22 protein-coding genes are annotated in these 19,987 nt (G+C 47.3%); all 22 read right to left on the bottom strand.

The genetic code is table 11. The features are described 5' to 3' along the window. Positions 1 to 66: 66 nt before the first annotated feature. The 22 genes from VSQ61_RS01000 to VSQ61_RS01105 all read right to left on the bottom strand — a co-directional run bounded on the left by VSQ61_RS01000 (position 67) and on the right by VSQ61_RS01105 (position 19,911). Positions 67 to 2,139, bottom strand: a complete 2,073-nt coding sequence (locus VSQ61_RS01000) for a diguanylate cyclase (protein WP_334342562.1) — start codon at positions 2,137 to 2,139, stop codon at positions 67 to 69. A 176-nt stretch (positions 2,140 to 2,315) separates the two neighbouring features. Further along, entirely contained in the window at positions 2,316 to 3,590 is a 1,275-nt protein-coding gene (locus tag VSQ61_RS01005) for an EAL and HDOD domain-containing protein (RefSeq protein ID WP_334342563.1), read from the bottom strand. Next, positions 3,583 to 4,503 carry a chemotaxis protein gene (locus VSQ61_RS01010; protein ID WP_334342564.1) on the bottom strand — a complete coding sequence of 307 codons (921 nt, stop codon included), beginning with the start codon at positions 4,501 to 4,503 and terminating at the stop codon, positions 3,583 to 3,585. The genes VSQ61_RS01005 and VSQ61_RS01010 overlap by 8 nt, the downstream gene beginning before the upstream one ends. Positions 4,504 to 4,581: 78 nt before the next feature. Further along, positions 4,582 to 5,064: a chemotaxis protein CheD gene (locus VSQ61_RS01015; RefSeq protein ID WP_334342565.1), complete on the bottom strand. Its 483-nt coding sequence runs from the start codon at positions 5,062 to 5,064 to the stop codon at positions 4,582 to 4,584. Then, entirely contained in the window at positions 5,064 to 5,690 is a 627-nt protein-coding gene (locus tag VSQ61_RS01020) for a chemotaxis protein CheC (RefSeq protein ID WP_334342566.1), read from the bottom strand. The genes VSQ61_RS01015 and VSQ61_RS01020 overlap by 1 nt, the downstream gene beginning before the upstream one ends. Positions 5,691 to 5,736: 46 nt before the next feature. Next, the gene (locus tag VSQ61_RS01025; RefSeq protein ID WP_334342567.1) at positions 5,737 to 6,459 is read right to left on the bottom strand and encodes a flagellar hook-basal body protein; all 723 of its coding nucleotides are present in this window, start codon (positions 6,457 to 6,459) and stop codon (positions 5,737 to 5,739) included. Between the two features lie 52 nt (positions 6,460 to 6,511). After that, positions 6,512 to 7,273 (bottom strand): flagellar hook-basal body protein, encoded by a 762-nt coding sequence (locus VSQ61_RS01030; protein ID WP_334342568.1) that lies wholly within the window; start codon positions 7,271 to 7,273, stop codon positions 6,512 to 6,514. Then, positions 7,274 to 8,062, bottom strand: coding sequence for a sigma-70 family RNA polymerase sigma factor (locus VSQ61_RS01035; RefSeq protein WP_334342569.1), 789 nt, complete (start codon positions 8,060 to 8,062; stop codon positions 7,274 to 7,276). It abuts the gene before it with no gap. A gap of 42 nt (positions 8,063 to 8,104) precedes the next feature. Continuing rightward, complete coding sequence (gene flhA, locus VSQ61_RS01040; protein WP_334342570.1) at positions 8,105 to 10,171, bottom strand: flagellar biosynthesis protein FlhA; 2,067 nt, start codon at positions 10,169 to 10,171, stop codon at positions 8,105 to 8,107. Positions 10,172 to 10,178: 7 nt separating this feature from the next. After that, positions 10,179 to 11,240: a flagellar biosynthesis protein FlhB gene (gene flhB / locus VSQ61_RS01045; protein WP_334342571.1), complete on the bottom strand. Its 1,062-nt coding sequence runs from the start codon at positions 11,238 to 11,240 to the stop codon at positions 10,179 to 10,181. A 21-nt stretch (positions 11,241 to 11,261) separates the two neighbouring features. Next, positions 11,262 to 12,017, bottom strand: coding sequence for a flagellar biosynthetic protein FliR (fliR, locus tag VSQ61_RS01050; protein WP_334342572.1), 756 nt, complete (start codon positions 12,015 to 12,017; stop codon positions 11,262 to 11,264). Positions 12,018 to 12,021: 4 nt separating this feature from the next. Further along, positions 12,022 to 12,285, bottom strand: a complete 264-nt coding sequence (locus VSQ61_RS01055; RefSeq protein WP_334342573.1) for a flagellar biosynthetic protein FliQ — start codon at positions 12,283 to 12,285, stop codon at positions 12,022 to 12,024. Positions 12,286 to 12,309: 24 nt separating this feature from the next. Beyond that, entirely contained in the window at positions 12,310 to 12,984 is a 675-nt protein-coding gene (fliP, locus tag VSQ61_RS01060; RefSeq protein ID WP_334342574.1) for a flagellar type III secretion system pore protein FliP, read from the bottom strand. A 12-nt stretch (positions 12,985 to 12,996) separates the two neighbouring features. Next, positions 12,997 to 13,350, bottom strand: a complete 354-nt coding sequence (gene fliO, locus VSQ61_RS01065) for a flagellar biosynthetic protein FliO (protein ID WP_334342575.1) — start codon at positions 13,348 to 13,350, stop codon at positions 12,997 to 12,999. Between the two features lie 20 nt (positions 13,351 to 13,370). Next, positions 13,371 to 14,741: a flagellar motor switch protein FliN gene (gene fliN, locus VSQ61_RS01070; protein WP_334342576.1), complete on the bottom strand. Its 1,371-nt coding sequence runs from the start codon at positions 14,739 to 14,741 to the stop codon at positions 13,371 to 13,373. 42 nt (positions 14,742 to 14,783) lie between these two features. Further along, entirely contained in the window at positions 14,784 to 15,230 is a 447-nt protein-coding gene (gene flgC, locus VSQ61_RS01075) for a flagellar basal body rod protein FlgC (RefSeq protein WP_334342577.1), read from the bottom strand. 9 nt (positions 15,231 to 15,239) lie between these two features. Beyond that, entirely contained in the window at positions 15,240 to 15,599 is a 360-nt protein-coding gene (locus VSQ61_RS01080) for a response regulator (protein ID WP_334342578.1), read from the bottom strand. A 47-nt stretch (positions 15,600 to 15,646) separates the two neighbouring features. Continuing rightward, positions 15,647 to 16,645 (bottom strand): flagellar motor switch protein FliM, encoded by a 999-nt coding sequence (locus tag VSQ61_RS01085; protein WP_334342579.1) that lies wholly within the window; start codon positions 16,643 to 16,645, stop codon positions 15,647 to 15,649. A 17-nt stretch (positions 16,646 to 16,662) separates the two neighbouring features. Beyond that, the gene (locus tag VSQ61_RS01090) at positions 16,663 to 17,442 is read right to left on the bottom strand and encodes an OmpA/MotB family protein (protein WP_334342580.1); all 780 of its coding nucleotides are present in this window, start codon (positions 17,440 to 17,442) and stop codon (positions 16,663 to 16,665) included. A 15-nt stretch (positions 17,443 to 17,457) separates the two neighbouring features. Beyond that, entirely contained in the window at positions 17,458 to 18,285 is an 828-nt protein-coding gene (locus VSQ61_RS01095) for a motility protein A (protein ID WP_334342581.1), read from the bottom strand. A gap of 14 nt (positions 18,286 to 18,299) precedes the next feature. Then, complete coding sequence (locus tag VSQ61_RS01100) at positions 18,300 to 18,512, bottom strand: flagellar FlbD family protein (protein ID WP_334342582.1); 213 nt, start codon at positions 18,510 to 18,512, stop codon at positions 18,300 to 18,302. Between the two features lie 79 nt (positions 18,513 to 18,591). Then, positions 18,592 to 19,911: a flagellar hook-basal body complex protein gene (locus VSQ61_RS01105; protein WP_334342583.1), complete on the bottom strand. Its 1,320-nt coding sequence runs from the start codon at positions 19,909 to 19,911 to the stop codon at positions 18,592 to 18,594. Between the last annotated feature and the right edge of the window lie 76 nt (positions 19,912 to 19,987).

Raw genomic sequence — 19,987 nt, forward strand, 5'->3', positions numbered from 1 at the left:
GGGGACTGCATTTTCCGCAGTCCCTTTCTATATCCTTACACTTGCCTATTTGTCTCTTACTGCTTCCTATTCTCCCTCATCAATAGGAGAAATAACAGAAAGCATCTTATCCATAGAATCATCATAAAAACGATAATGTCCCCGTCCAGCACGCTTCACCGTATAAAGGGCTCGATCCGCACAATGGAATAGGGTCTCATAGTCAGTTCCTACCATATCTGCCCTGGCCACGCCCATACTCACAGAGATATCAAATTCCTCAAACCGTCCTGTCAGAGCATGGAAAATACGTTCAATAATTGGTTCCAGATCCTCCGTGTACTCCAAAAATACAAGGAACTCATCGCCTCCCACACGAGCCGCAATATCCACACCACGGATGCTCTGCCGAAGCTTCTCTGCTGTATGCTGCAGCACTTGGTCTCCAAAAATATGTCCATAAGTATCATTAGCCGATTTAAAATGATCTAAGTCAAAAATCACTAATGCATAAGTACCTTCCGGCTTCTGTGTCATCCGGCCCACAATCTGCTCCTTAGCGCTTGCATGATTCAAAAGCCCTGTCATTCGGTCATGAGTGGCAAGCTGCTCCAAAACATCCAGCTTCAGTCTGGTATCATGGATATCAATAACCTTTCCGATGGCACCCTGGTATATATGAGGCTCCTCCAAAGTCCACATGGCATGGGCAACAATTCGGGACCAGCGCTGCTCTCCCTGGAAATTAATCTTACAGTCATGGGTAATCACCGGATTCTCCCGGCTGGTATTCCGAAGCTTCTTCGAGAGCAGGTCCCAATTCTCCTGTCCCAGGATATCCTTAACACTGTCACTCTTCCTCGGTTCTGCAATAATCTCATTGGTAGAAAGCTTCTTGGCACTCCAGGGCGTCAGAGTCAGAATACTGGGAGACACATTGTATTCAAACTGAATCTCCTTTGACATGGCAGCAAAGAAGCTGTACTTTTCACGCTCCTTCTCCAAAAGCTGCAAGGTCCGCTCCGAGGCCGTCAACTCTGCATGGTTCAGCATCTCCTGGGCCACATTGTGAAGGCTCCTTCTGTTGCTCTCATCTGGTGTCTCCTCATGCTGAAGCTCTGCCGGAAGCTGATCTGCAATATCCGTCAGACACTCCATAAGCAGCGGATTAAATGTACCGCACTTGCCGTCCAGAATCATCCGAACCGCCTCTTCGTGAGGAATCGCCTTCTTATAGCACCGCTCACTGGTCAGAGCGTCGTACACATCCGCAAGGGCCACAATTTGGGCGGAAATGGGGATCTCATCTCCCTTAAGGCCGTCCGGATATCCCCGTCCGTCATAACGCTCATGGTGCCAGCGGCAGATCTCACGGGCACGCTTAACCAGAGGCTCATCCTGGTAAAGAGGCAAATCACGAAGAAGATCCCCTCCAATGGCAGAATGGGTCTTCATAATCTCAAATTCATCGTCCGTGAATCTTCCCGGCTTGTTCAGAATCTTCTCGTCTATGGCAATCTTTCCAATATCATGAAGGGCCGAAGCCATACTGATAATGGAAATATCCTGCTGAGAAATGTTATATTGATCTGTCTTCCTGACCAAATGCTCCAGCAAAAGCTCCGTGAGCGTATGCACATGGCGCACATGCCATCCGCTTTCCCCGTTTCGGAATTCCACAATATGACTCAAAATATCAATCATCATATTGCTGCTCTTCTCTTTTTCATAGAGCTGATCCGCAACCATGCCCATGAGCTTCTTCTGCTTTGCATACAAAAGAATCGTGTTCACCACCCTGCGGCGGACCACTATCTCATTAAAGGGGCGAACGATAAAATCCGTGGCTCCCATCTCATAGGCCCTGTCAATATAAGCAGGACTATTCTCTGCGGAGATCATAATCACAGGAAGATCCTCAATCCACTTGTGCTCATTCATCGCCATCAGCACACCGAAGCCATCTATCTCCGGCATCACAATATCAAGGAGCAGTAAAGAAATGTCCACACCATACTTCTCAATGGCTGCCACCGCCTGGACGCCATTCTCCACCTCCATAATCTCGTATTCATCCTCCAGCATATCCGCCAGAATTGATCGGTTCATTTCCGAATCATCAGCTATTAAGATCTTTTGCTTCCGTTTCGCCTCTATCATACTCTTACCTTTCTGAAACTCATAAAAAACAACCCTTCAAAGCATATCCGAACCCGAAAAACCGCTTCATCGGGATCGAAAAAGTTCTGCGGTGGAATCACCGGCACTCTCCGATAACTAAAACCGCAGAACACAATTTCATTCTATTATATAACAAGAAAAACATCCGGTTCAGCTTATGATTCCTCCGGAGCCTCTTCCTTTGCTCCGTCCTCTTCATCCGTCAGGCTCTCCCAGATACTATTGACCTCCTCTACACAATCAATATACGCCTGCGCCAGAATATTCGTCTCCAATTCCAGCTCCCCAGCCAGAGACTTTGTAACCTTCCAGTCCGCACGCTCATACGCAAGCACCAGATCAAAGAGCTGTCCGGCCTTGCCCTCATGCTTGATCATACCGTCCTTCACCACATCGGAAATGGGAATCTCCTGCAGGATCTCCTCTAAAGTGGCGTCCACAATATACTCTAAAGCAGAGAACATGCCCATCATATATGCCTCTGACCGGTTGATTGGGAACGGCCGCAGGTAATTCACCAGACGTGCCGCATAGTTAGCACGCAGGAAGGAAAGCTTCAGGACCTCCTCTGCTCCCGGCGTCATATCCTGGGTGCTCTCAAAGCTTAGGAGGTATACCCACTGCTTCAGCTGATTTAAGCCCACTGTTACCAATGCCTGATGAATGGAAGCCGTCCGGCGCCTGGTAGCAAAATAAGCAGAATTGGCAAGCTTAAGAAGAGAATAAGTCAGAGCCGCATCCCGGCTCACAATGCTCTCCAGCTCATCCAGGTTAGGCTCTTCCTTCGTCACCTCAATGATAAGCTGGTAGAGATTCCCCTGCAGGTACTCTACCTTATTCATCTTTGTCACCATGCCCTCAGCCACATACTGCCCTTCCACATAATCGGCATCCAGGGACAGGGCCATTTCATAGTCTTCCTTGGTATCCACATTGTAGGCGATGCAGGCCTTTCCAAAACCATGAGCCATCTGAATCATATTCGCCATGGAATCCTTTACTTTGCGCTCCTCATAGCCTGTCACGTCCAATCGGATAAAGTCCATATACTCCAGCATACTGAAATACTTGGGCGTAAACTGGAAATTATTAATGGCGAAACGGTAACCGTCCTTCCGGTGCTTCTCAATCATCACCGCCGCCAGAGGATGAATAATAAGATTCTCCTCAATCTGAATCACAATCTTATCCTTGTCAAACATCTTAGCCGTATTTCGAAACAAAAGCGACGGCGTAAAAGTAATAAAAATCTGATTATCCTTAAAAATTTTCCCGGTATTGTCCATCAAAAAGGTGGCAATCGTATTGGCTGCATTCACCTCGGAATTATTGTAAAGACTGTCGTCATCCTCCTGGAACAAAAGCTCATAGCCCGCAATCTCATCAGCCTTTACATTCTTGATGGCTTTTCTAACCACACACTTATCCATGTGCCTGTGTCCTTTCCAGCAATCTGTCAATCACTTCCACAAGATGCTTAATCTCCGGCTTAGATAACTGCTCGTCAGCTCCAAGCTGCTTTCCCTTTAAGTGCATCTCCTCATTGATCAGGGAAGAGAAGATAATAAGAGGAATCTTCTTAAGCTTTTCGTCGGATTTCACCAGCTTGGTCAGACGGTGTCCGTCCATCTCCGGCATCTCAATATCCGTGATAATCAGACTGGCCTCGGAGAAGAGATCCTCCTGCTCCCGAATGGCATGCAGGAATTCCCATGCCTCCTTGCCGTTGTTAAAGCGCTTTACATTGGTAAAGCCTGCCTTTTTTAAAGATTCGCAGATCATACTTGCCAGAAGTACGGAATCCTCTGCCAGAATAATGGGTACATCACACCGGTTCCGGGTGCCCAGAAGATCAATATCAGACATCTGAATGCCGGTCTCCGGCGCAATCTCCGTCACAATCTTCTCAAAGTCCAAAATTGTTACCAGCTCTCCGCCGCACTGGGCGATTCCCGTGGAAACTCCCTCCTTGCCGTTGCTGATGGTATCATCGGGCTTCTGGATATCCTCCCAGGAAATACGGCTGATGCCCACCACCGTATGTACCCGGAAGGCAATATTCAGCTTATTAAAATTCGTGATAATAAACAGATCCTTCGGATGCTTTTCGCATTCATGCCCCATGAGATACTTGGGAAGATCCACCACCGTAAGCAGAATCTCCCTTGGCTTGAAGATTCCTTCCACCGCCTCATGAGCGTGGGGAACGGGCTTTACCTTATCCGACATCATGATTTCCTTTACCTTTGCCACATTGATGCCGTACAGCTCATCATTGATGGTAAACTGCATAACCTCAATCTCATTTGTTCCCGATTCCAATAAAATTTCCGTTTCTGCCATGTCGCAGTTCCTCCTTCATATCCTCTTATTCACGCTTACCGGACTGCCGTGTCCTATAAGCTGTTCCTTCAACACCTTCTACATGCGCAGCTCCGGTCTGCCGAAGGTCTTCACCAGTACCATGCCGTTGGAAAGATCAATGGACATGGTTCTTGCATAGTTTGCACCGGTGTCCTCCCGCACAATGCGGATTCCCTCCTGCATCAGCACACGCTTTACCATCTGGGCGTTCCGCTCGCCGATGTTCCCCATGGCAGTACTCTTGCCCTTCATATCGAACATCTTGGCGCCTCCTGCGATCTTGGCCGTCAGCCGCTGCTTCGTGGCCCCGTATGCGTAGAGCTTCCGCAGGGTTTCCTTCACCCCCGAATCTGCATACTTAAAAATATTTGCGTCCGAGTTTACTCTTTCCGGGAGCATAATGTGGACCAGCGCTCCCAACTTAATCATCGGATCGTACAAAGCGATTCCGATACAGGAGCCAAGAGCATAGGTAATAATGGTACCCTCCTGGCGCCCAAGCTTCATGTCACCTATTCCTACTACTAACTGCTTTCCCATTATACATCCGCAACTCCCAACTTCTTCAAAAGAAAATTCAATGATTCAATATCCGGAAGCAAAAGCAGATCTCCTTCCAGCTGGGTATCTCCAATCAAAAACTCTCCTTGAATCATCATTAGCTTATCAGAGACTTCACCAAACATGGCCATGGGCACACTTAAAATTCCGCCCAGCATATTAACTGACACAGAGGGTACAGACAACGGTACCTCCAACCCTGCCAGCTTCGTAATCGCATTCACATAAGATGAGATAATAATATTTCCTGTCTCTTCCAGGGCAGAAGCCGACAACTCATCAATCTGGCTGAAGTCCTCAATGTACTTTCCGACCAAACGGGCTAAAATGGCATTAATAAAATCCAGCTTCAGCATATAAAGCATAATTCCTTTAATGTCGCCGCCCATCTCCACCAACACGGCAGCTACCATATCCTCCGGATGTCCCATGCTGCTGATGGCTTCATCATAGCCTTCAATACTAACCTTCGGCAGCTTCATCCGTACTCTCACACCCAATACCTCCGAAAGTGCCGTAGCTGCATTTCCCACACCGATACTTCCGATCTCCCGAAATACATCCAGCGCCACAGCATTCATATCTTCAAATCGTTTAATTGACATAACTCGCCTGCCTTTCTCTCCTTCTCATTCAATCAGAAACCGCCCGCTATCCTCTAAGCCCATTTATCGTCTGCACTACCTCATCAGAGGTCTGCACCATCTTAAGTGCATAGGAGTACGCCCTCTGACTCTCTATCATCCGCACAAGCTCCAGAGCCAAATCAGTACCCGGGGATTCCAAGGCTCCCTGCAGTGGATCCTCGTTCTGAAGAATCGGATCCCCGTTTTTCTCCACAGGCACATATTCATTGTCACCTACATTCAGCATTCCATTCTTCACTGCAAAATCATAGATTCCCGGAAGAGCCTCCAGCTCCCGGCCTGTAGCGGAATCTCCTACCAGCCGGATAGGATTCTGGTTCCGATCCAGCACCAGATTCTCCGCATCATTGACAAGATAGAACTCATCCCCTCTCTGTGAAAGGCTGAACCGGCCATTCCGTGTGTAGGTAATCTCATTAGTTACCGGATTGCGCATCATAAAGAAACCGTCGTCGATAATGGCAAAATCATAATCCCGCTCAGTCATATCAAAGCCCGAGGGAGCGAAATTGGTATCCGCCTTTTCCAGAACAATGCCCGTTCCGGCCTGAATCCTTGTCTCATCCCCCTCCCAGTTGTTCAGGTTATAATACATGAGATCCTGAAAGACTCCTGTCTTAGGCTTGTAGCCATAGTTGTTAATGTTGGCCAGGTTATTGGAAATCACATCCATTCTGGACTGCTGGCCGATAGCCCCCTGGGCTGCTGCGTAAAATGATGAATACATTTTTCCGCCTCCTTTTATCCTTCTATGCTTAAATCTTATGATGAAATCAATCTTAGGTCACACTTCCCAAAGTCACGGTTCTGCCGTCCAGCTGATCGTACATCTTAAGGAGCTGAGCTGCCGCCTGAAGGGATCTCTGGGCGCTCATCATAGCAGTCATCTCCTCCACCATGGAAGTATTGGAACGCTCCAGCATACCCTGCACAAGCTGTGCGTTCGGCTCTCTTTCCTCTGCCTCATCCTGGGCTGTAAAGGTTCCGTTGTCTCCCTTAATCAGAGCTTCGTAATAATCTGTAAAGTCTACAAGCTCAATAACTCCGTAGACAGTTTCCGTCTCTTCCCCCCGGACAGTACCGTCCGTATCAATTACAAGATTATCTGTATCCACCCGAATAGGTCCGTTAGCTCCAAGCACCCGTCCGATATTGGGTACTGCCAGGTACCCCTCATCATCTGTGATAAAGGAGCCGTTACGGGTATACACAATGTCATCGTCTTCCCGCTGAACCTGAAAAAAGCCCTCTCCGCTGATGGCTACGTCAAGAGGCATATCTGTAGGCTCCAGACCTCCCTGCTCATAGCTGGTTACCCGGTCATTGGTAGCCTGAATCATAGCCGTAGTTCCAATCGCCGTCCGTTTGTTCGGCGTAATATTGCCGCTTCGGTACAGAACCTCCTCCCGAAAGGTGCTGGCAATATACGTGTCGCTCTTATAGCCTGTAGTGGCTGCATTGGACATATTGTTGCTGATTACATTCAGATTCCGGTTCTCGGATATCATAGCGGAACCTAAGGTATAAAAGCCCTGAAACATCTATCTATTCTCCTCTCCGTATTCCTTTTGCAGATACGCCTTTAACTTTTTTACTGCATTGGCATGAATCTGGGACACTCTCGGCTCACTGACAGAAAGCACCTCTGCAATCTGCTTCATATTCAGCTCCTCCACATAGTACATGGAGATAACCATCTGCTCATTCTCCTTAAGCTTCCGAATTCCCTCCGCCAATATCTCGCCGGATTCTTTCTTCAGACACTTAAGCTCCGGCTGCTCATTCTCATCCTTAGAAGGCAGATATGCCGTCTTCTTATTCTCTCCGCCGTCGTCCAGAACCAGATCCAGGGAAAGCACATTATAGAGAGTCGTCTTTCTCTGAGCCTCCTGATACTTTTCCACACTGATATTGAGATATGCTGCAATCTCCTCCGGTGTGGGGTATCTCCCCAGTTCATTATACAGCTTTGTTGTCACTTCATCAATATCTCTTGCATTTTTTCTCACACTTCTTGGGATCCAGTCCTGCTTTCTTGCCATATCGATGACCATCCCCTTAATGCGCTTGGAGATATAAGTTTCAAACTTTACATTTTTTTCCGGATCGAATTTATCCAGGGCACTCATAATCACCAGAACGCCCTCGTTGACAATATCCTCTATCTGCGCAAAGCTCACATAGACATCACGCATCTGTATGGCAATGCTGCGCACAATATACACGTAGCGCATAACCAATTCCTGCTTAAGAGACAGCTCGCCGGTCTTTCTATATTCTGTTAATAATTCCTCATTGGTCAGACTGTCGATTTGCTTCCCCGCTTCCATACCTGCACACTCCATCCTTTTTATGCACCGATACTATATAAATTATGCCCCGATATTTCCGACTGCCTGTATCTGGATGTTGTTGCTGATCTCGTTAAAGGACAGCACATACACACTGGGATAAAACTGCTCTATCAGGCGGTAAAAATGCTGCCGGACCACCTGGCTGGTGAGAACGATTGGGTCCTGGGACAACTCCTGAAACTTCTTGATCTCATCCCCAAGCTGCTGGATTATACTCTGCATGGTATCGGGACTCAGGGCCAGATACATTCCCTGCTCTCCCTTGGTCAGACTGGTAATAATACTTTTCTCCAAATCTGCGCTCAGAGTAATCACCCTCATCACACCGCCCTCGCAGAACTTTCTGGTAATGGTCCGCTTGAGAGCCGTCCGGATGTTCTCGGTAATGGTATCCATATCCTTCACTGTCATGGCTGAATCTGCAATGGTTTCCATAATGGTCTCCATATCCTTGATGGGAATGCCCTCCTTCAAAAGGTTCACCAGAATTTTCTGGAAAACACCATAAGAAACCACATTGGGGAACAGCTCATCCACAAGCTGCGGTGCATTCGCCTTTACATTCTCCACAAGCTGTACCACCTCCTGACGGCTTAACAGCTCGTAGGCATGCTTCCGCACCGTCTCTGACAGGTGTGTCAGCATAACCGACAGAGGATCAATAACCGTATAGCCATAGATCTCCGCCATCTCCTTTTTATCAATGCTGATCCATTTGCCGGGAATTCCATAAGCCGGCTCAATAGTATCAATGCCGTCGATTTCCTTGGTAGGATTCACAGGCTCCAGGGCCAGATAGTAATCCACCAGAATCTCGCCTCTTGCCACCTCTTCGCCCTTAATCTTCACCACATACTGATTGGTGTTCAGGCTTGAGCTGTCACGCAGACGAATAGAAGGAATTACAAGTCCCATCTCCTGGGCATACTGCCGGCGGAAAATGACGATTCGATTGATCATCTTTCCACCGCTGGATTCATCCACCAGAGGAATGAGGCTGTAGCCAAATTCCATCTCAATGGCTTCCACTCCAATAAGGGAATAGACATTATTGATGTCCTTATAGTACTCTTCCTCGCTGACAGGCTGCCCCTCACCCGGCAGGAGCTGTTCCTCCTCCGCCTCGGGCATGCCTGTGCCAAGAGCCTCCATCTGACGGCTCAGCTGCCATCCGCCTGCTATAAGGCTACCGCCGATAACAAGCATCTGGAGCTTCGGCATTCCGGGAACCATAGCCATAACCAGCATGGCGATGCCGCCTGCCATAATGGAGAAGGGCTGTGCCATAAACTGCTTGGATACGTCGTCATTCAAGCTTCCCTCAGATACGGAACGGGTTACAATCATACCCGTCGCTGTGGAAATCAGCAATGCCGGAATCTGAGATACCAGACCGTCGCCTACTGTAGCGATGGAATAGACGGACATCACCTGCCCAAACTCCATCCCCCCCTGCACCAGACCAATGATAATGCCTCCGATAAAATTTACCAGGGTCATAATCAGGGACATAATCGAATCGCCCTTTACAATCTTCGTAGCACCATCCATGGCGCCGTAGAAATCAGCTTCCTTCTGAATCTTATTCCGGCGGATCTTTGCCTCCTGCTCGGTAATCAGGCCGGAGCTTAAATCCGCATCAATAGCCATCTGCTTACCGGGCATGGCATCCAGCGTAAATCTGGCTGCAACCTCAGCAACACGCTCAGCACCCTTGGTAATAACGATAAACTGCACCAAAACAATGATTATGTAGATAATAAATCCTACTACTACATTTCCCTGCAGTACAAAATCACCAAAAGCCTGGATAACCTGCCCCGACTGTCCCTGATTGGTCAGAATGTTTCTGGTAGAGGAAACATTCAGCGCCAGACGAAACAGCGTCGTAACCAGCAAAAGGGAGGGGAAAATGGAAAACTCCAGCGCCTCCTTAATATTCATGCTGATCAGCAGAATAATCATGGCCAGGGATATATTCAATATAATCATTACGTCCATTAAAAATGGACTTAATGGAATAATCAAAAGCAGTACGATGGCTACAACTGCCAGCGAAACCGCACTATAGAGAAATCTTTTCATATCCTACCTACACCAGTTTCCTGTTCTTCAGTTTATATACCTGAACCAGAATCTCTGCTACCACTCCGTAGTATTCTCCCGGTATCTCGGCATTTAATGGCGTGCTCGCATAGATTCCTCTTGCCAGAGGCTTATTCTCTATGACGGTCACATCATGCTCCTCAGCGACTTTTACAATTCGCAGCGCCAGCTCATCCTGCCCTTTGGCAATCAGGTGAGGCGCATTATCCCGATTGGGATCGTATTTCAGGGCAACTGCATAATGGGTTGGGTTTCGGATGATTACATCCGCCTCCGGAACAGCCTGCATCATACGGGAACGGGCCCTCTGACGCTGCATATCCTTGATACGTCCCTTAATCTCCGGATTTCCTTCCAACTGCTTGTATTCCTCTTTTACCTCGTCTTTAGACATTTTAAGCTTTTTCTCGTAAGACCACCACTGGTAAAAATAGTCAAGGGCCGCAACCGCCGTAAAATACATGCAGACCTGAAAAACCAAATTCATGATTTTTTTCAGTACATAGACCGTGGAAACCCCCAGATCCATATACATGGTATTGGTAAGCCGGAACAATTCTCCTTTTAAAATATTAAAGAGAATCACTCCAAGCAGAATAATCTTCACAATTCCCTTTAAAAGCTCCACCAGGCTTTTTAAAGAAAACATATTCTTAATGCCGTTCAGCGGATTCAGATTGCTGAACTTCGGCTTAAAAGCCTTGGAGGCAAAGAGAAATCTCGTCTGTATGCCTGTAGCAATCACTGCCAGAGCGCAAGCAATCAAAAGAATCGGCAGGGCGCCTTTAATTATCACCAGCCCGGCCTGAAATCCAAGCTTCGGCACATCCCCCTGTCCAAGCTCTTCCACAGTTCCTGCATAACCGATAAACTGTATCAGACAATCCCGAAGAGTACGGTAAATCATAGGGAATAAGAGCTGGAGACAGCAAAAGCTTCCAAGCAGCGAAATTACGGTAACAACATCCTTACTTTGGAATACATTACCTTCTTTTCGTTGGTCTTTTCGCTTTTTCGGCGTGGCTTTTTCTGTCTTTTCACCTGCCACGGATCAATCACTTCCTTTTTATCAAAGCAATGTCAAAATCTCCTGCATAGTCATAAGCATCTGGTGCATCAGATTCTCCAGCCAGGACTTCATTGGCGAAATCAGCAGCAACAGTGTCAGAAAACCTACTGCAATCTTAATCTGAATATTAATTACAAACACATTCACCTGGGGAGCCACCTTCATCATAATCCCCACTGCAACCTCCACCAGAAACTCAATGGCAATGATGGGAAACGCAAACCGGACTGCCAGTACCACACAGCCCCGGAACAAATCCAGAACTGCCAGAGCTAACCCCTGGGTAAAAGCAACCTGGCCGTAAGGCACCAGTTCTCCGGAAGTCAGAAGCGTCCGTATTAAAACCAAATGCCCATCCACTGCGAAAAAAAGCAGTACATAGAAGATCTGAAACAGATTACCCGTCATGGCTATCTGGGCATTGGTCTGGGGATCATAAACCATCGACATGGACAATCCCATATGAAAGTCAATGATACTGCCTGCATGGGTAATAACGAAAAAAAACAGCTCCATCACATACCCAAGCACATACCCTACCAAAAATTCCTTCAGCAGCAGAAAGCCATAGAGAAAGGAAGAGGAAAACTCATAGTTAAGCTCCGGCTCTTCCATAGTTGAATAAACCAGAAAAGTAAAGACCAGGATCATACCCGCCTTCACATTATTGGGTATATTTCTTCTGCCGAGGATGGGATTCAAAAAGATAAGCCCGGACATCCGCATGGCAACCATAGAAAATAAAACAATATCCATCGACTTATCCTACCTGTATCATTCGGAACAGTCTCACTGTAAAATCCTGCAGGGTGGCCAGCATTGTGCTTCCCGTAAATACCAGTACCAGACCGATCACCAGAAGCTTCGGCACAAAGGTCAGGGTCTGCTCATGAATCTGGGTGGCCGCCTGAATAATCGCAATCAGGATTCCAATCAGCATACTGAGAAGCAGGGGAGGCCCTGCAAGCTGAATGGCCATAACAAAGAACTCATACATCAAATCAGTAACCTCACCGTTTGTCATAAAAGCCTGCCTTTCTTAGTTTCCTCACTTAAAACCAGTTACTATGGTAGAGAAAAGAAGCTGCCAGCCGTCTACCGTTACAAACAAAAGCAGTTTGAATGGTAAGGAAATCATAGCCGGCGGAAGCATCATCATACCCATGGACATCAGGGTACTGGAAACAATAATATCTATCAAAAGAAAGGGAATATACAGCAGAAAGCCTGCTGTAAACGCCCGCTTTAATTCGGTTGTCATAAAAGAAGGAATCACGATGGTCAAAGGCAGATCCACTGCGTTCTCCACCGCTTCGGCATTCCCCATATCCATAAATAAATTCAGGGTATCCTCCTCCGTATTCCTCAGCATGAATTCCTTTAAGGGCACCTGAGCCCGTCCCCATGCCTCCGTCTGGGTAATCTCTTCGTTCACATAGGGCTGATAAGCTGTCTCATTAATCTCGTCGATAACCGGTGTCATAATATATAATGTCAAGAACAGCGCAATGCCTACCAATACCATATTGGGAGGGCTCTGCTGAATTCCCATGGCATTCCGGAGGAAGGAAAGCATAATAATCGTCCGCATAAAGGACGTAGTCATAATCAAAAGGGACGGAAGCAGGGAAATCAATGTCAGCATCAGGAGAAGCTCCAGGGTAGGAACCTGTTCTCCGTTGATGTTTATGAGCGCGTCATTGGCAAATGTCTCATTTTCCATAGCCTTACCTCATTACTCCTCGTCCTCTCTGCCATTCTTTTTCCGCCCAATCCGTAAAAGAAGCTGGGCAAAATCCATAGGCGTATCCTGATCTCTTCCCCCAAGGGGAAGCAGATCCTCCTCAGAAAGCTCTGCCAGGGTCTCAATCTTATCTGAACTCACACCCAGAAGCAGATACCGCCCGCCTGCCTGAACAATCACCAGGGTACGGTTCTGTCCCACAATCAACTGATCAAGCATACGCATATACTGGGAACTGCCGCCTCTTGCCAGTCCCTTCCCCAGATATTTACTGCAAATATAGCTGAGATAAATAATAATTGCTGCCAAAAGAAAGGTTACAATTCCGGTTAAAACTCCTGGCATAAGTATGTTCCATTCCTTCCTTATTCAAGGCTCAAAATATTGGGCTTTAAAATCTCCGTAATACGGATGCCGAAATTATCCTCCACCACTACCACATCACCCTTAGCAATGCAGCGGCCGTTTACGAAGAGATCAACCTGCTCACCGGCCAGCTTATCCAGCACAATGAGAGAACCCTTGGTGAACTCCAGAATATCCTTCACTCTCTTCTGCGTTCTGCCGATCTCCACAGAAATGTCAAGAGGCACGCCCATAATCAGTTCCATATTCTCTTCCTGCTCATCATCCAGAACAGTATCCTGATTGAGATTCGGCTGTACCGACGGCTGCACGTTGATGGTCTTCGGAGCAGGCGCCTCCTTCTTCTGGGGCTGCTGCTGCATGGTCATCATCTGCTGCATCATCTGCTGCATCATCTGCATCTGCATCTGCATCATCTGTGCCATCTCTGAACCGCCTGCAGAGACTGCAGGAGCTGGTGCCGGCTGTACCGGGGCTTGCTGTACCGGAGCAGTCGGAGCTGGCTGCACAGGGGCAGGAGCCGGGGCCGGAGCTGGTGCCGGGGCCGGTTCTTCCGCTGCACCGCCGCCGTTTAAGAGACGCTCAATCTCTTCCTGAGAAAGAACACCGCCTGACGGCGCCGCTGGTGCCGGGGCCGGTGCTGGCTCTTCCGCTGCACCGCCGCCGTTTAAAAGACGCTCAATCTCTTCCTGAGAAAGAACACCGCCTGATGAAGACGGCGAAGGTGCCGGGGCAGGAGCCGGTTCAGGCGCCGGGGCCGCAGGCTCTTCATCATATCCCTCAGGTAAAAATCCCTGTACAAGGCTCTTAGCCAGATTCATGGGCATCACATTAAAGAACTCGCTCTCCAGCTTATCCGCAATCTTCAGTACAAAGGATACCACCACCCATGGGCTGTCATCCGTAAAGTATTTGTCAACAAATTCCTGTTCATTCTTCAGTTCAAAGGAAACGGGAGTGGAAATATTTACCATCTTCCCGAAAAACTCCGAAAGGGCCGTAGCGGATGCGCCCATCATCTGGTTCATGACCTCACAGACTGCGCTGATATTGATCTCATCCAGGACGAACTCTTCATCCGGCACCTCAAAGCCCATCATCATTTCCACAATCACCTTTACATCATGGCGCTTCAGAAGCATAACATTGCTTCCCTCCAAGCCGGCCACATAGGTGATTTCCACGCCCACCGCAGGCTCAACCCTGCCCATCTCAAATTCTTCCTTGGATACCACATTCACCACGGGGGTTGTGATATCCACACGGGTACCCAAAAGATTTGAGATTGCGGTAGCGGATGATCCTAAGCTGATATTTAGTATTTCACCTATCGCATCGATCTCCAATGCGCTTAAAATCTCCGAACTCATAATTTCACTTCGCTCCTTTTGTGAATATTAGCTTTCACAGTTCTATTTTCCAATCTCCAGCGCTTTCTGGGCCATCAGCTTAATTGCGTTGAAAGCCGTAATATTCGCTTCGTAGGATCGAGTTGCGGACATACCATCGATGGTTTCCTTTACCCAATCCACATTTGGCATCTGAACATAGCCGTCTTCATCCGCATCCGGATGTTCCGGATTGTAAACCGGTATCAGATCTCTCTGATCCTCAACAATCTCAGCTACGCGTACACCGCCCTGGTTTGTCCTCTGAAGTCTGGATGCCCTTGCAAGATGCGAACGAAATGTGGTATTATCCCCAATCTCCTCCAGCACTACCATTTTTCTTCGATAGGGGTTCCCTGACTCTGTCCTTGTAGTCTCAATATTTGCGATATTCTCGGAAGCAACATCAAGACGCTTCCGCTGTGCCGTAAGACCGGAGGCACAGATATTGAATGCACTTAGAAAAGACATAGCTTCCTCCTAAGAAAGAATTTTTTCAGCAGTTGCCAGAATACGGTCCGGCTTAAAGGGTTTTACGATAAAGTCCTTTGCTCCTGATTTAATAGCCTCAATTACCATGGCCTCCTGTCCCATAGCGGAACACATTACAATATTTGCGTTGGGATGAGATGCCTTAATCTCCTTCAATGCCTCCAAACCATCCTTATTAGGCATGGTGATATCCATGAATACCAGATCCGGATTCTCCGCATTGAACTTCTCCACTGCCTCAGCGCCGTCCTGAGCCTCAATTAAGTCCGTATAGCCAGCCTTGGTCAGGGCATCCTTCACCATCATCCGCATAAATGCCGCATCGTCAACTAACATAATCTTTGCCATCTCTCATACCTCTTTCTTTTTCATAATCTTGTTCTGTGAGGAGCAGTTTAGTCTTCCTCCACACGATCCTGAATCTTAATCGCCATATTTTTATTATGAACACCCAGCTGGCCCACAAACCACGGCTGGCCTGCTATATGGAGTGTAACATCGGAATCCTTGGGCTTATTCAGATTAATGACATCGCCCACCTGGAAATTATATACATCATCCAGGCTCAATCTTGCAACGCCAAGCTGGGCCATTACATCCAGCTCGGAATTTCGGATACTGTCCAGAATATCCTCCCTGTCATTTTGACGAAGGTTTGCACCGTCCACATCCGCCAGATGCTTGGTCTTGTCAATGACCTCAAAGATATCTGACATGAGGGTTCCCGGAATACAGATATTCAAGACTCCGCTTAGGCCCTGCATCTTAATCTCCAGCATAATAATCACCACAGCCTCATCTACGCTGACACCCTGATACATGCTGGGATTCTCTTCCAGACGGTCAAACTCAACCTCCAGTCCCACATTGCTGTTCCATACATCCTTATTAATATTCAGGAAATAGCGGATAACCCTCTGGTACAGCGCATATTCAATGTCCGTGTAAACATAAGACATCGGAACACTGTCTGTCCCCATTCCGCCTATCATCCGGTCAATCATGGAAATCATGATACCCGGTGTAATATGCACCAGCATAGGAACCTTCTGAGCCTCTCCCTGAAGCTTTACTCTGGCAATGGTCAGCACATCGGTATCACTTAAGGCATTGCCAAACTCATAATACCTCTGTTCCTCAACGCCTATAACCTCCACCTCGCTGGCTACTTTAAAGAGACCATTGATCTGAGAGGATGCGATCCTGGCATAGTTGTCATAGATCGTCCGAAGCATCTTAAGCCTATCCTTCGTATACTTCTTAGGGCTGTAGAAATCATACTTTTTGTATTTAATTTCCGGCTTTTCTTCCTTTTTTTCCTCTTCAGCACCGCCTCCATTCTGCATGGAATTCAGCAGCGCATCAATCTGGCTTTGTGATAATACCTCTGCCATTTCTTTCCCGCCTTTACTTATTCTGTATCTGTGGAATCATCATATACCTCATTATAATACTCTTCCAGACTTTGCAAAATCGCATCATCCTTGGTAATTAGAATCTCCACGCGCCGGTTCTTGGCACGATCCTCTGCCGTGTCAAAACTGGCAATGGGACGATGCTGACCATATCCAATAGCTATGATCTTTTCCGGTGCCACCTGACTGTACTGATGAATATATGCCGCCACTCTTGCCGCCCGCTCACTGGAAAGTACCCGGTCATTTACCGGATTATTCGGCCGGTCCGGATCCGCCTGGGAAGTGTGTCCCAACACCTGAATCTCCCCTATGGTACTGCTCACGCTGTTCAGGGCTCCGTTAAGGGCATCCAGAATCTGCTTGCCCCCATCCAGCAGGACTGCGCTGTCCCCGTCAAAGAAAATATTATCACGAAAATTGATAAATGTATAGCCCTCTCCCTTTTCCAATTCCACTTCGCCTTCCAGATTGTTCTCCGCAATGGCTTGTTGGAGCATGTAATACAGATCCTCAAAATCTTCAATCTCATCCAGAGGGACATCCGTTCCGCCGGGAACCTCCATACCCTCTTCATTCTGTTCCGTCTCCACAACAATCTGGGAGACCTCCTCTGCCTTGGGGTTGAAGCTTTTCACTACAAGCTCCCACTTCATGGCATCTACCGTGGAGATGGAATAAAGGAGTACGAAGAAACACAGCAACAGCGTAACCATATCGCCGTATGTGTCCATCCAGCTTCCGCCCTCTTCCGGCGCTTTTTGTTTTCTTGCCATAATCTCACCTTATTCCTATTTCTTGGACTTTTTCTTTCCGCCGCCGTCGTCACCGCCGCCTCCGCCGTCGCTGTCACGGAGCTTCTTCTGAGTCTTCTGATCCAGATTGGAGAGAAGCTTCTCTTTCAGCAGCTTGGGATTGTCACCTGCCTGAATGGATATAATGCCTTCCATCATAATCATCCGGTACTGCATCTCTTCATCATTGCGGATACGAAGCTTCTTGGCAATGGGTGCGAAAATCAGGTTTGCAAAAATACATCCGTAAAATGTAGTAACAAGCGCTACTGACATATCAGCTCCCAAGCTGCTGGCGCCTCCCTCATCCACATTCATATTCTTCAGCATGTTTACCAAACCTACCAGAGTACCAATCATACCAAATGCCGGCGCATATCCGGAAGCCTTCTCATAAATCGCTACACCGGCGTCATGACGCTCTGCCATAGCATCCAGCTCATTCTGAAGTCTGGCCCGAAGTTCGTCCTCCTCTGTGGCATCCACCACCAGCATCAAACCTTCTTTAAAAAAGGGATCGTCAATCTCGTTGGCTTTCTCTTCCAATGAAAGAAGACCATTCTGTCTGGCTAACTGGGCCATCTCCACCATCTGCTCAATCAGTGCGCCGTAATTGTACTTGCCCCCCGCAACCAGTATTTTAAAATGGCTTCCCATTTTCTTCAAATGGCCGAAAGGAAAACTGGCGATAACTGCGGCAACCGTACCGCCTACAGTCAGTGCTAAACTCTTTGGGTCCCAGAAGTTACCTAACTGTCCGATACCAATTCCCCATACAATCAAGGCAAATCCAAGGACAAGTCCAATAATTGTTGACAAATCCATTTCTATCTCTCCTCTTACGCTTCTGCTTGCTTATTTATTTGAAAGGTGCTTTTGATTGCCCCTTTGTATTCGATAGTCTTTTGTATAATTTCCTCCGGTGACTCTTTCACTACATGGAAGCGGCCGTTCATCATAATAACCTTTGACTCCGGAATTAAATCAATGCACTCTACTTGATCTTCATTAATAACAATGTGCTGCTTATTCAGCTTCGTTAACATAATCATGGGTCTTTCCTCCCCTTTGTCACGGCATTACCCCGGAACCAGGCGGCCCCAGGGCAATGCCAAAACTTATCAATCATTACTAACGTTTCATATTTACAAGTTCCTGAAGCATCTCATCGGTGACAGTGATGATCTTAGAGTTGGCCTGGAAGCCTCTCTGAGTGGTAATCATATTCGAGAACTCGTTTGCCAGGTCTACATTAGGCATCTCCAGGAATTTACTCTTGATGAAGCCCACAGGCCCCTCGCCGGGCTTTACAAACTCTACGTCTCCGGCATTTTCACCTATATTGAAGTAGTAACCGCTGGTCTTTTCCAGACCGTTGGGGTTCTCTACGGCAATCAGGGCTAACTGTCCCATGGTGATGGGACGATTCTCAATATCAATACCTACAATAACGCCTGTGTCGCTGATGCTGTAACTCTGGAGGTTGTATTGAGCTCCTGTATTTGGATCATAAGGAATCTGGATAGGAGACAATGTCTCTTCAAATTCCGCCGGAATAGCAGCCTCATAATTTTGACCATCTTCTGCCTTCCAACCAGCCACAAGTGGTGTATCAAAGTTACCGGTCTGATCTGGATCCACGTCAGTTGTTGTCTCTTTAATACCACCATTACCAGCTGTGCCTGGGGTTTTTGAAGTAATCGTTATCTCTACAGTTTTATCATGTTTATTTACTGTTTGCCCAATCTTATAACCGGACAACTTCCCCGCTGGGGTAATTAAAGTAGTACCATCTTTTTCATATGTGGCATCCTTTTGCACTTCCCGGGCCCATTTTGCAACTTGACCCTCTATATCCGATATGTTCGTTTTTATCGTTATTCCTAAAATTTCAACATCAAACGTGCCATCCCCATTATCCGTCACATTAACATCCGTTGTTCCTTTAGTCATATATGACGTCTCCGGCACTTCTGGAATACCAGTTCCATCTTTCAGAGCATAACCATATACATAATTTTTATTGGCATCTACCAGATATCCATTATTATCCACTGTAAAAAGGCCCACTCTGGTCAGCATCAAACCTGAAGACTTAATATCCGTGATACTACCATTTACCATACCACCTACCAAAAACAAACCTGTTCCATCGATCATACAATCCAGATCATTATCTGTAGGTGAAGGAGCTCCTGTCGTATACTGAAAACTGATGGAGGCCATAGAGGAACCATAGCCGACCTGAGAAGGATTTCGTCCACCATAGGAACCTGTGCTCGTAACTCCACCCGAACTCCGGATAGATGTACTGTAGATAGAATCCTGGAAGTTGAAGCTGTATGCCTTATAACCCCAGGTATTTACATTTGCAATATTGTTACCGATTACGTCCATTTTCTGCTGATGAGACTTAAGTCCCGCCACACCAGCAAACATTGATCTAACCATTTAATATCGTCCTTTCTTACTTATATCCTGCTGTTCCTTCCCTCAGGACTTCCGCCTGGGGAAAAACCCCCATAAA

Source organism: Candidatus Merdisoma sp. JLR.KK006, from assembly GCF_036941035.1.
Lineage (GTDB): Bacteria > Bacillota > Clostridia > Lachnospirales > Lachnospiraceae > Laedolimicola.

Coding starts and splice junctions, on each gene's coding strand:
- VSQ61_RS01000 (WP_334342562.1), bottom strand. CDS start 2,139: ATGATAGAGGCGAAACGGAAGCAAAAGATCTTAATAGCTGATGATTCG.
- VSQ61_RS01005 (WP_334342563.1), bottom strand. CDS start 3,590: ATGGATAAGTGTGTGGTTAGAAAAGCCATCAAGAATGTAAAGGCTGAT.
- VSQ61_RS01010 (WP_334342564.1), bottom strand. CDS start 4,503: ATGGCAGAAACGGAAATTTTATTGGAATCGGGAACAAATGAGATTGAG.
- VSQ61_RS01015 (WP_334342565.1), bottom strand. CDS start 5,064: ATGGGAAAGCAGTTAGTAGTAGGAATAGGTGACATGAAGCTTGGGCGC.
- VSQ61_RS01020 (WP_334342566.1), bottom strand. CDS start 5,690: ATGTCAATTAAACGATTTGAAGATATGAATGCTGTGGCGCTGGATGTA.
- VSQ61_RS01025 (WP_334342567.1), bottom strand. CDS start 6,459: ATGTATTCATCATTTTACGCAGCAGCCCAGGGGGCTATCGGCCAGCAG.
- VSQ61_RS01030 (WP_334342568.1), bottom strand. CDS start 7,273: ATGTTTCAGGGCTTTTATACCTTAGGTTCCGCTATGATATCCGAGAAC.
- VSQ61_RS01035 (WP_334342569.1), bottom strand. CDS start 8,062: ATGGAAGCGGGGAAGCAAATCGACAGTCTGACCAATGAGGAATTATTA.
- flhA (WP_334342570.1), bottom strand. CDS start 10,171: ATGAAAAGATTTCTCTATAGTGCGGTTTCGCTGGCAGTTGTAGCCATC.
- fliR (WP_334342572.1), bottom strand. CDS start 12,017: ATGGATATTGTTTTATTTTCTATGGTTGCCATGCGGATGTCCGGGCTT.
- VSQ61_RS01055 (WP_334342573.1), bottom strand. CDS start 12,285: ATGACAAACGGTGAGGTTACTGATTTGATGTATGAGTTCTTTGTTATG.
- fliP (WP_334342574.1), bottom strand. CDS start 12,984: ATGGAAAATGAGACATTTGCCAATGACGCGCTCATAAACATCAACGGA.
- fliO (WP_334342575.1), bottom strand. CDS start 13,350: ATGCCAGGAGTTTTAACCGGAATTGTAACCTTTCTTTTGGCAGCAATT.
- fliN (WP_334342576.1), bottom strand. CDS start 14,741: ATGAGTTCGGAGATTTTAAGCGCATTGGAGATCGATGCGATAGGTGAA.
- flgC (WP_334342577.1), bottom strand. CDS start 15,230: ATGTCTTTTCTAAGTGCATTCAATATCTGTGCCTCCGGTCTTACGGCA.
- VSQ61_RS01080 (WP_334342578.1), bottom strand. CDS start 15,599: ATGGCAAAGATTATGTTAGTTGACGATGCGGCATTTATGCGGATGATG.
- VSQ61_RS01085 (WP_334342579.1), bottom strand. CDS start 16,645: ATGGCAGAGGTATTATCACAAAGCCAGATTGATGCGCTGCTGAATTCC.
- VSQ61_RS01090 (WP_334342580.1), bottom strand. CDS start 17,442: ATGGCAAGAAAACAAAAAGCGCCGGAAGAGGGCGGAAGCTGGATGGAC.
- VSQ61_RS01095 (WP_334342581.1), bottom strand. CDS start 18,285: ATGGATTTGTCAACAATTATTGGACTTGTCCTTGGATTTGCCTTGATT.
- VSQ61_RS01100 (WP_334342582.1), bottom strand. CDS start 18,512: ATGATTATGTTAACGAAGCTGAATAAGCAGCACATTGTTATTAATGAA.
- VSQ61_RS01105 (WP_334342583.1), bottom strand. CDS start 19,911: ATGGTTAGATCAATGTTTGCTGGTGTGGCGGGACTTAAGTCTCATCAG.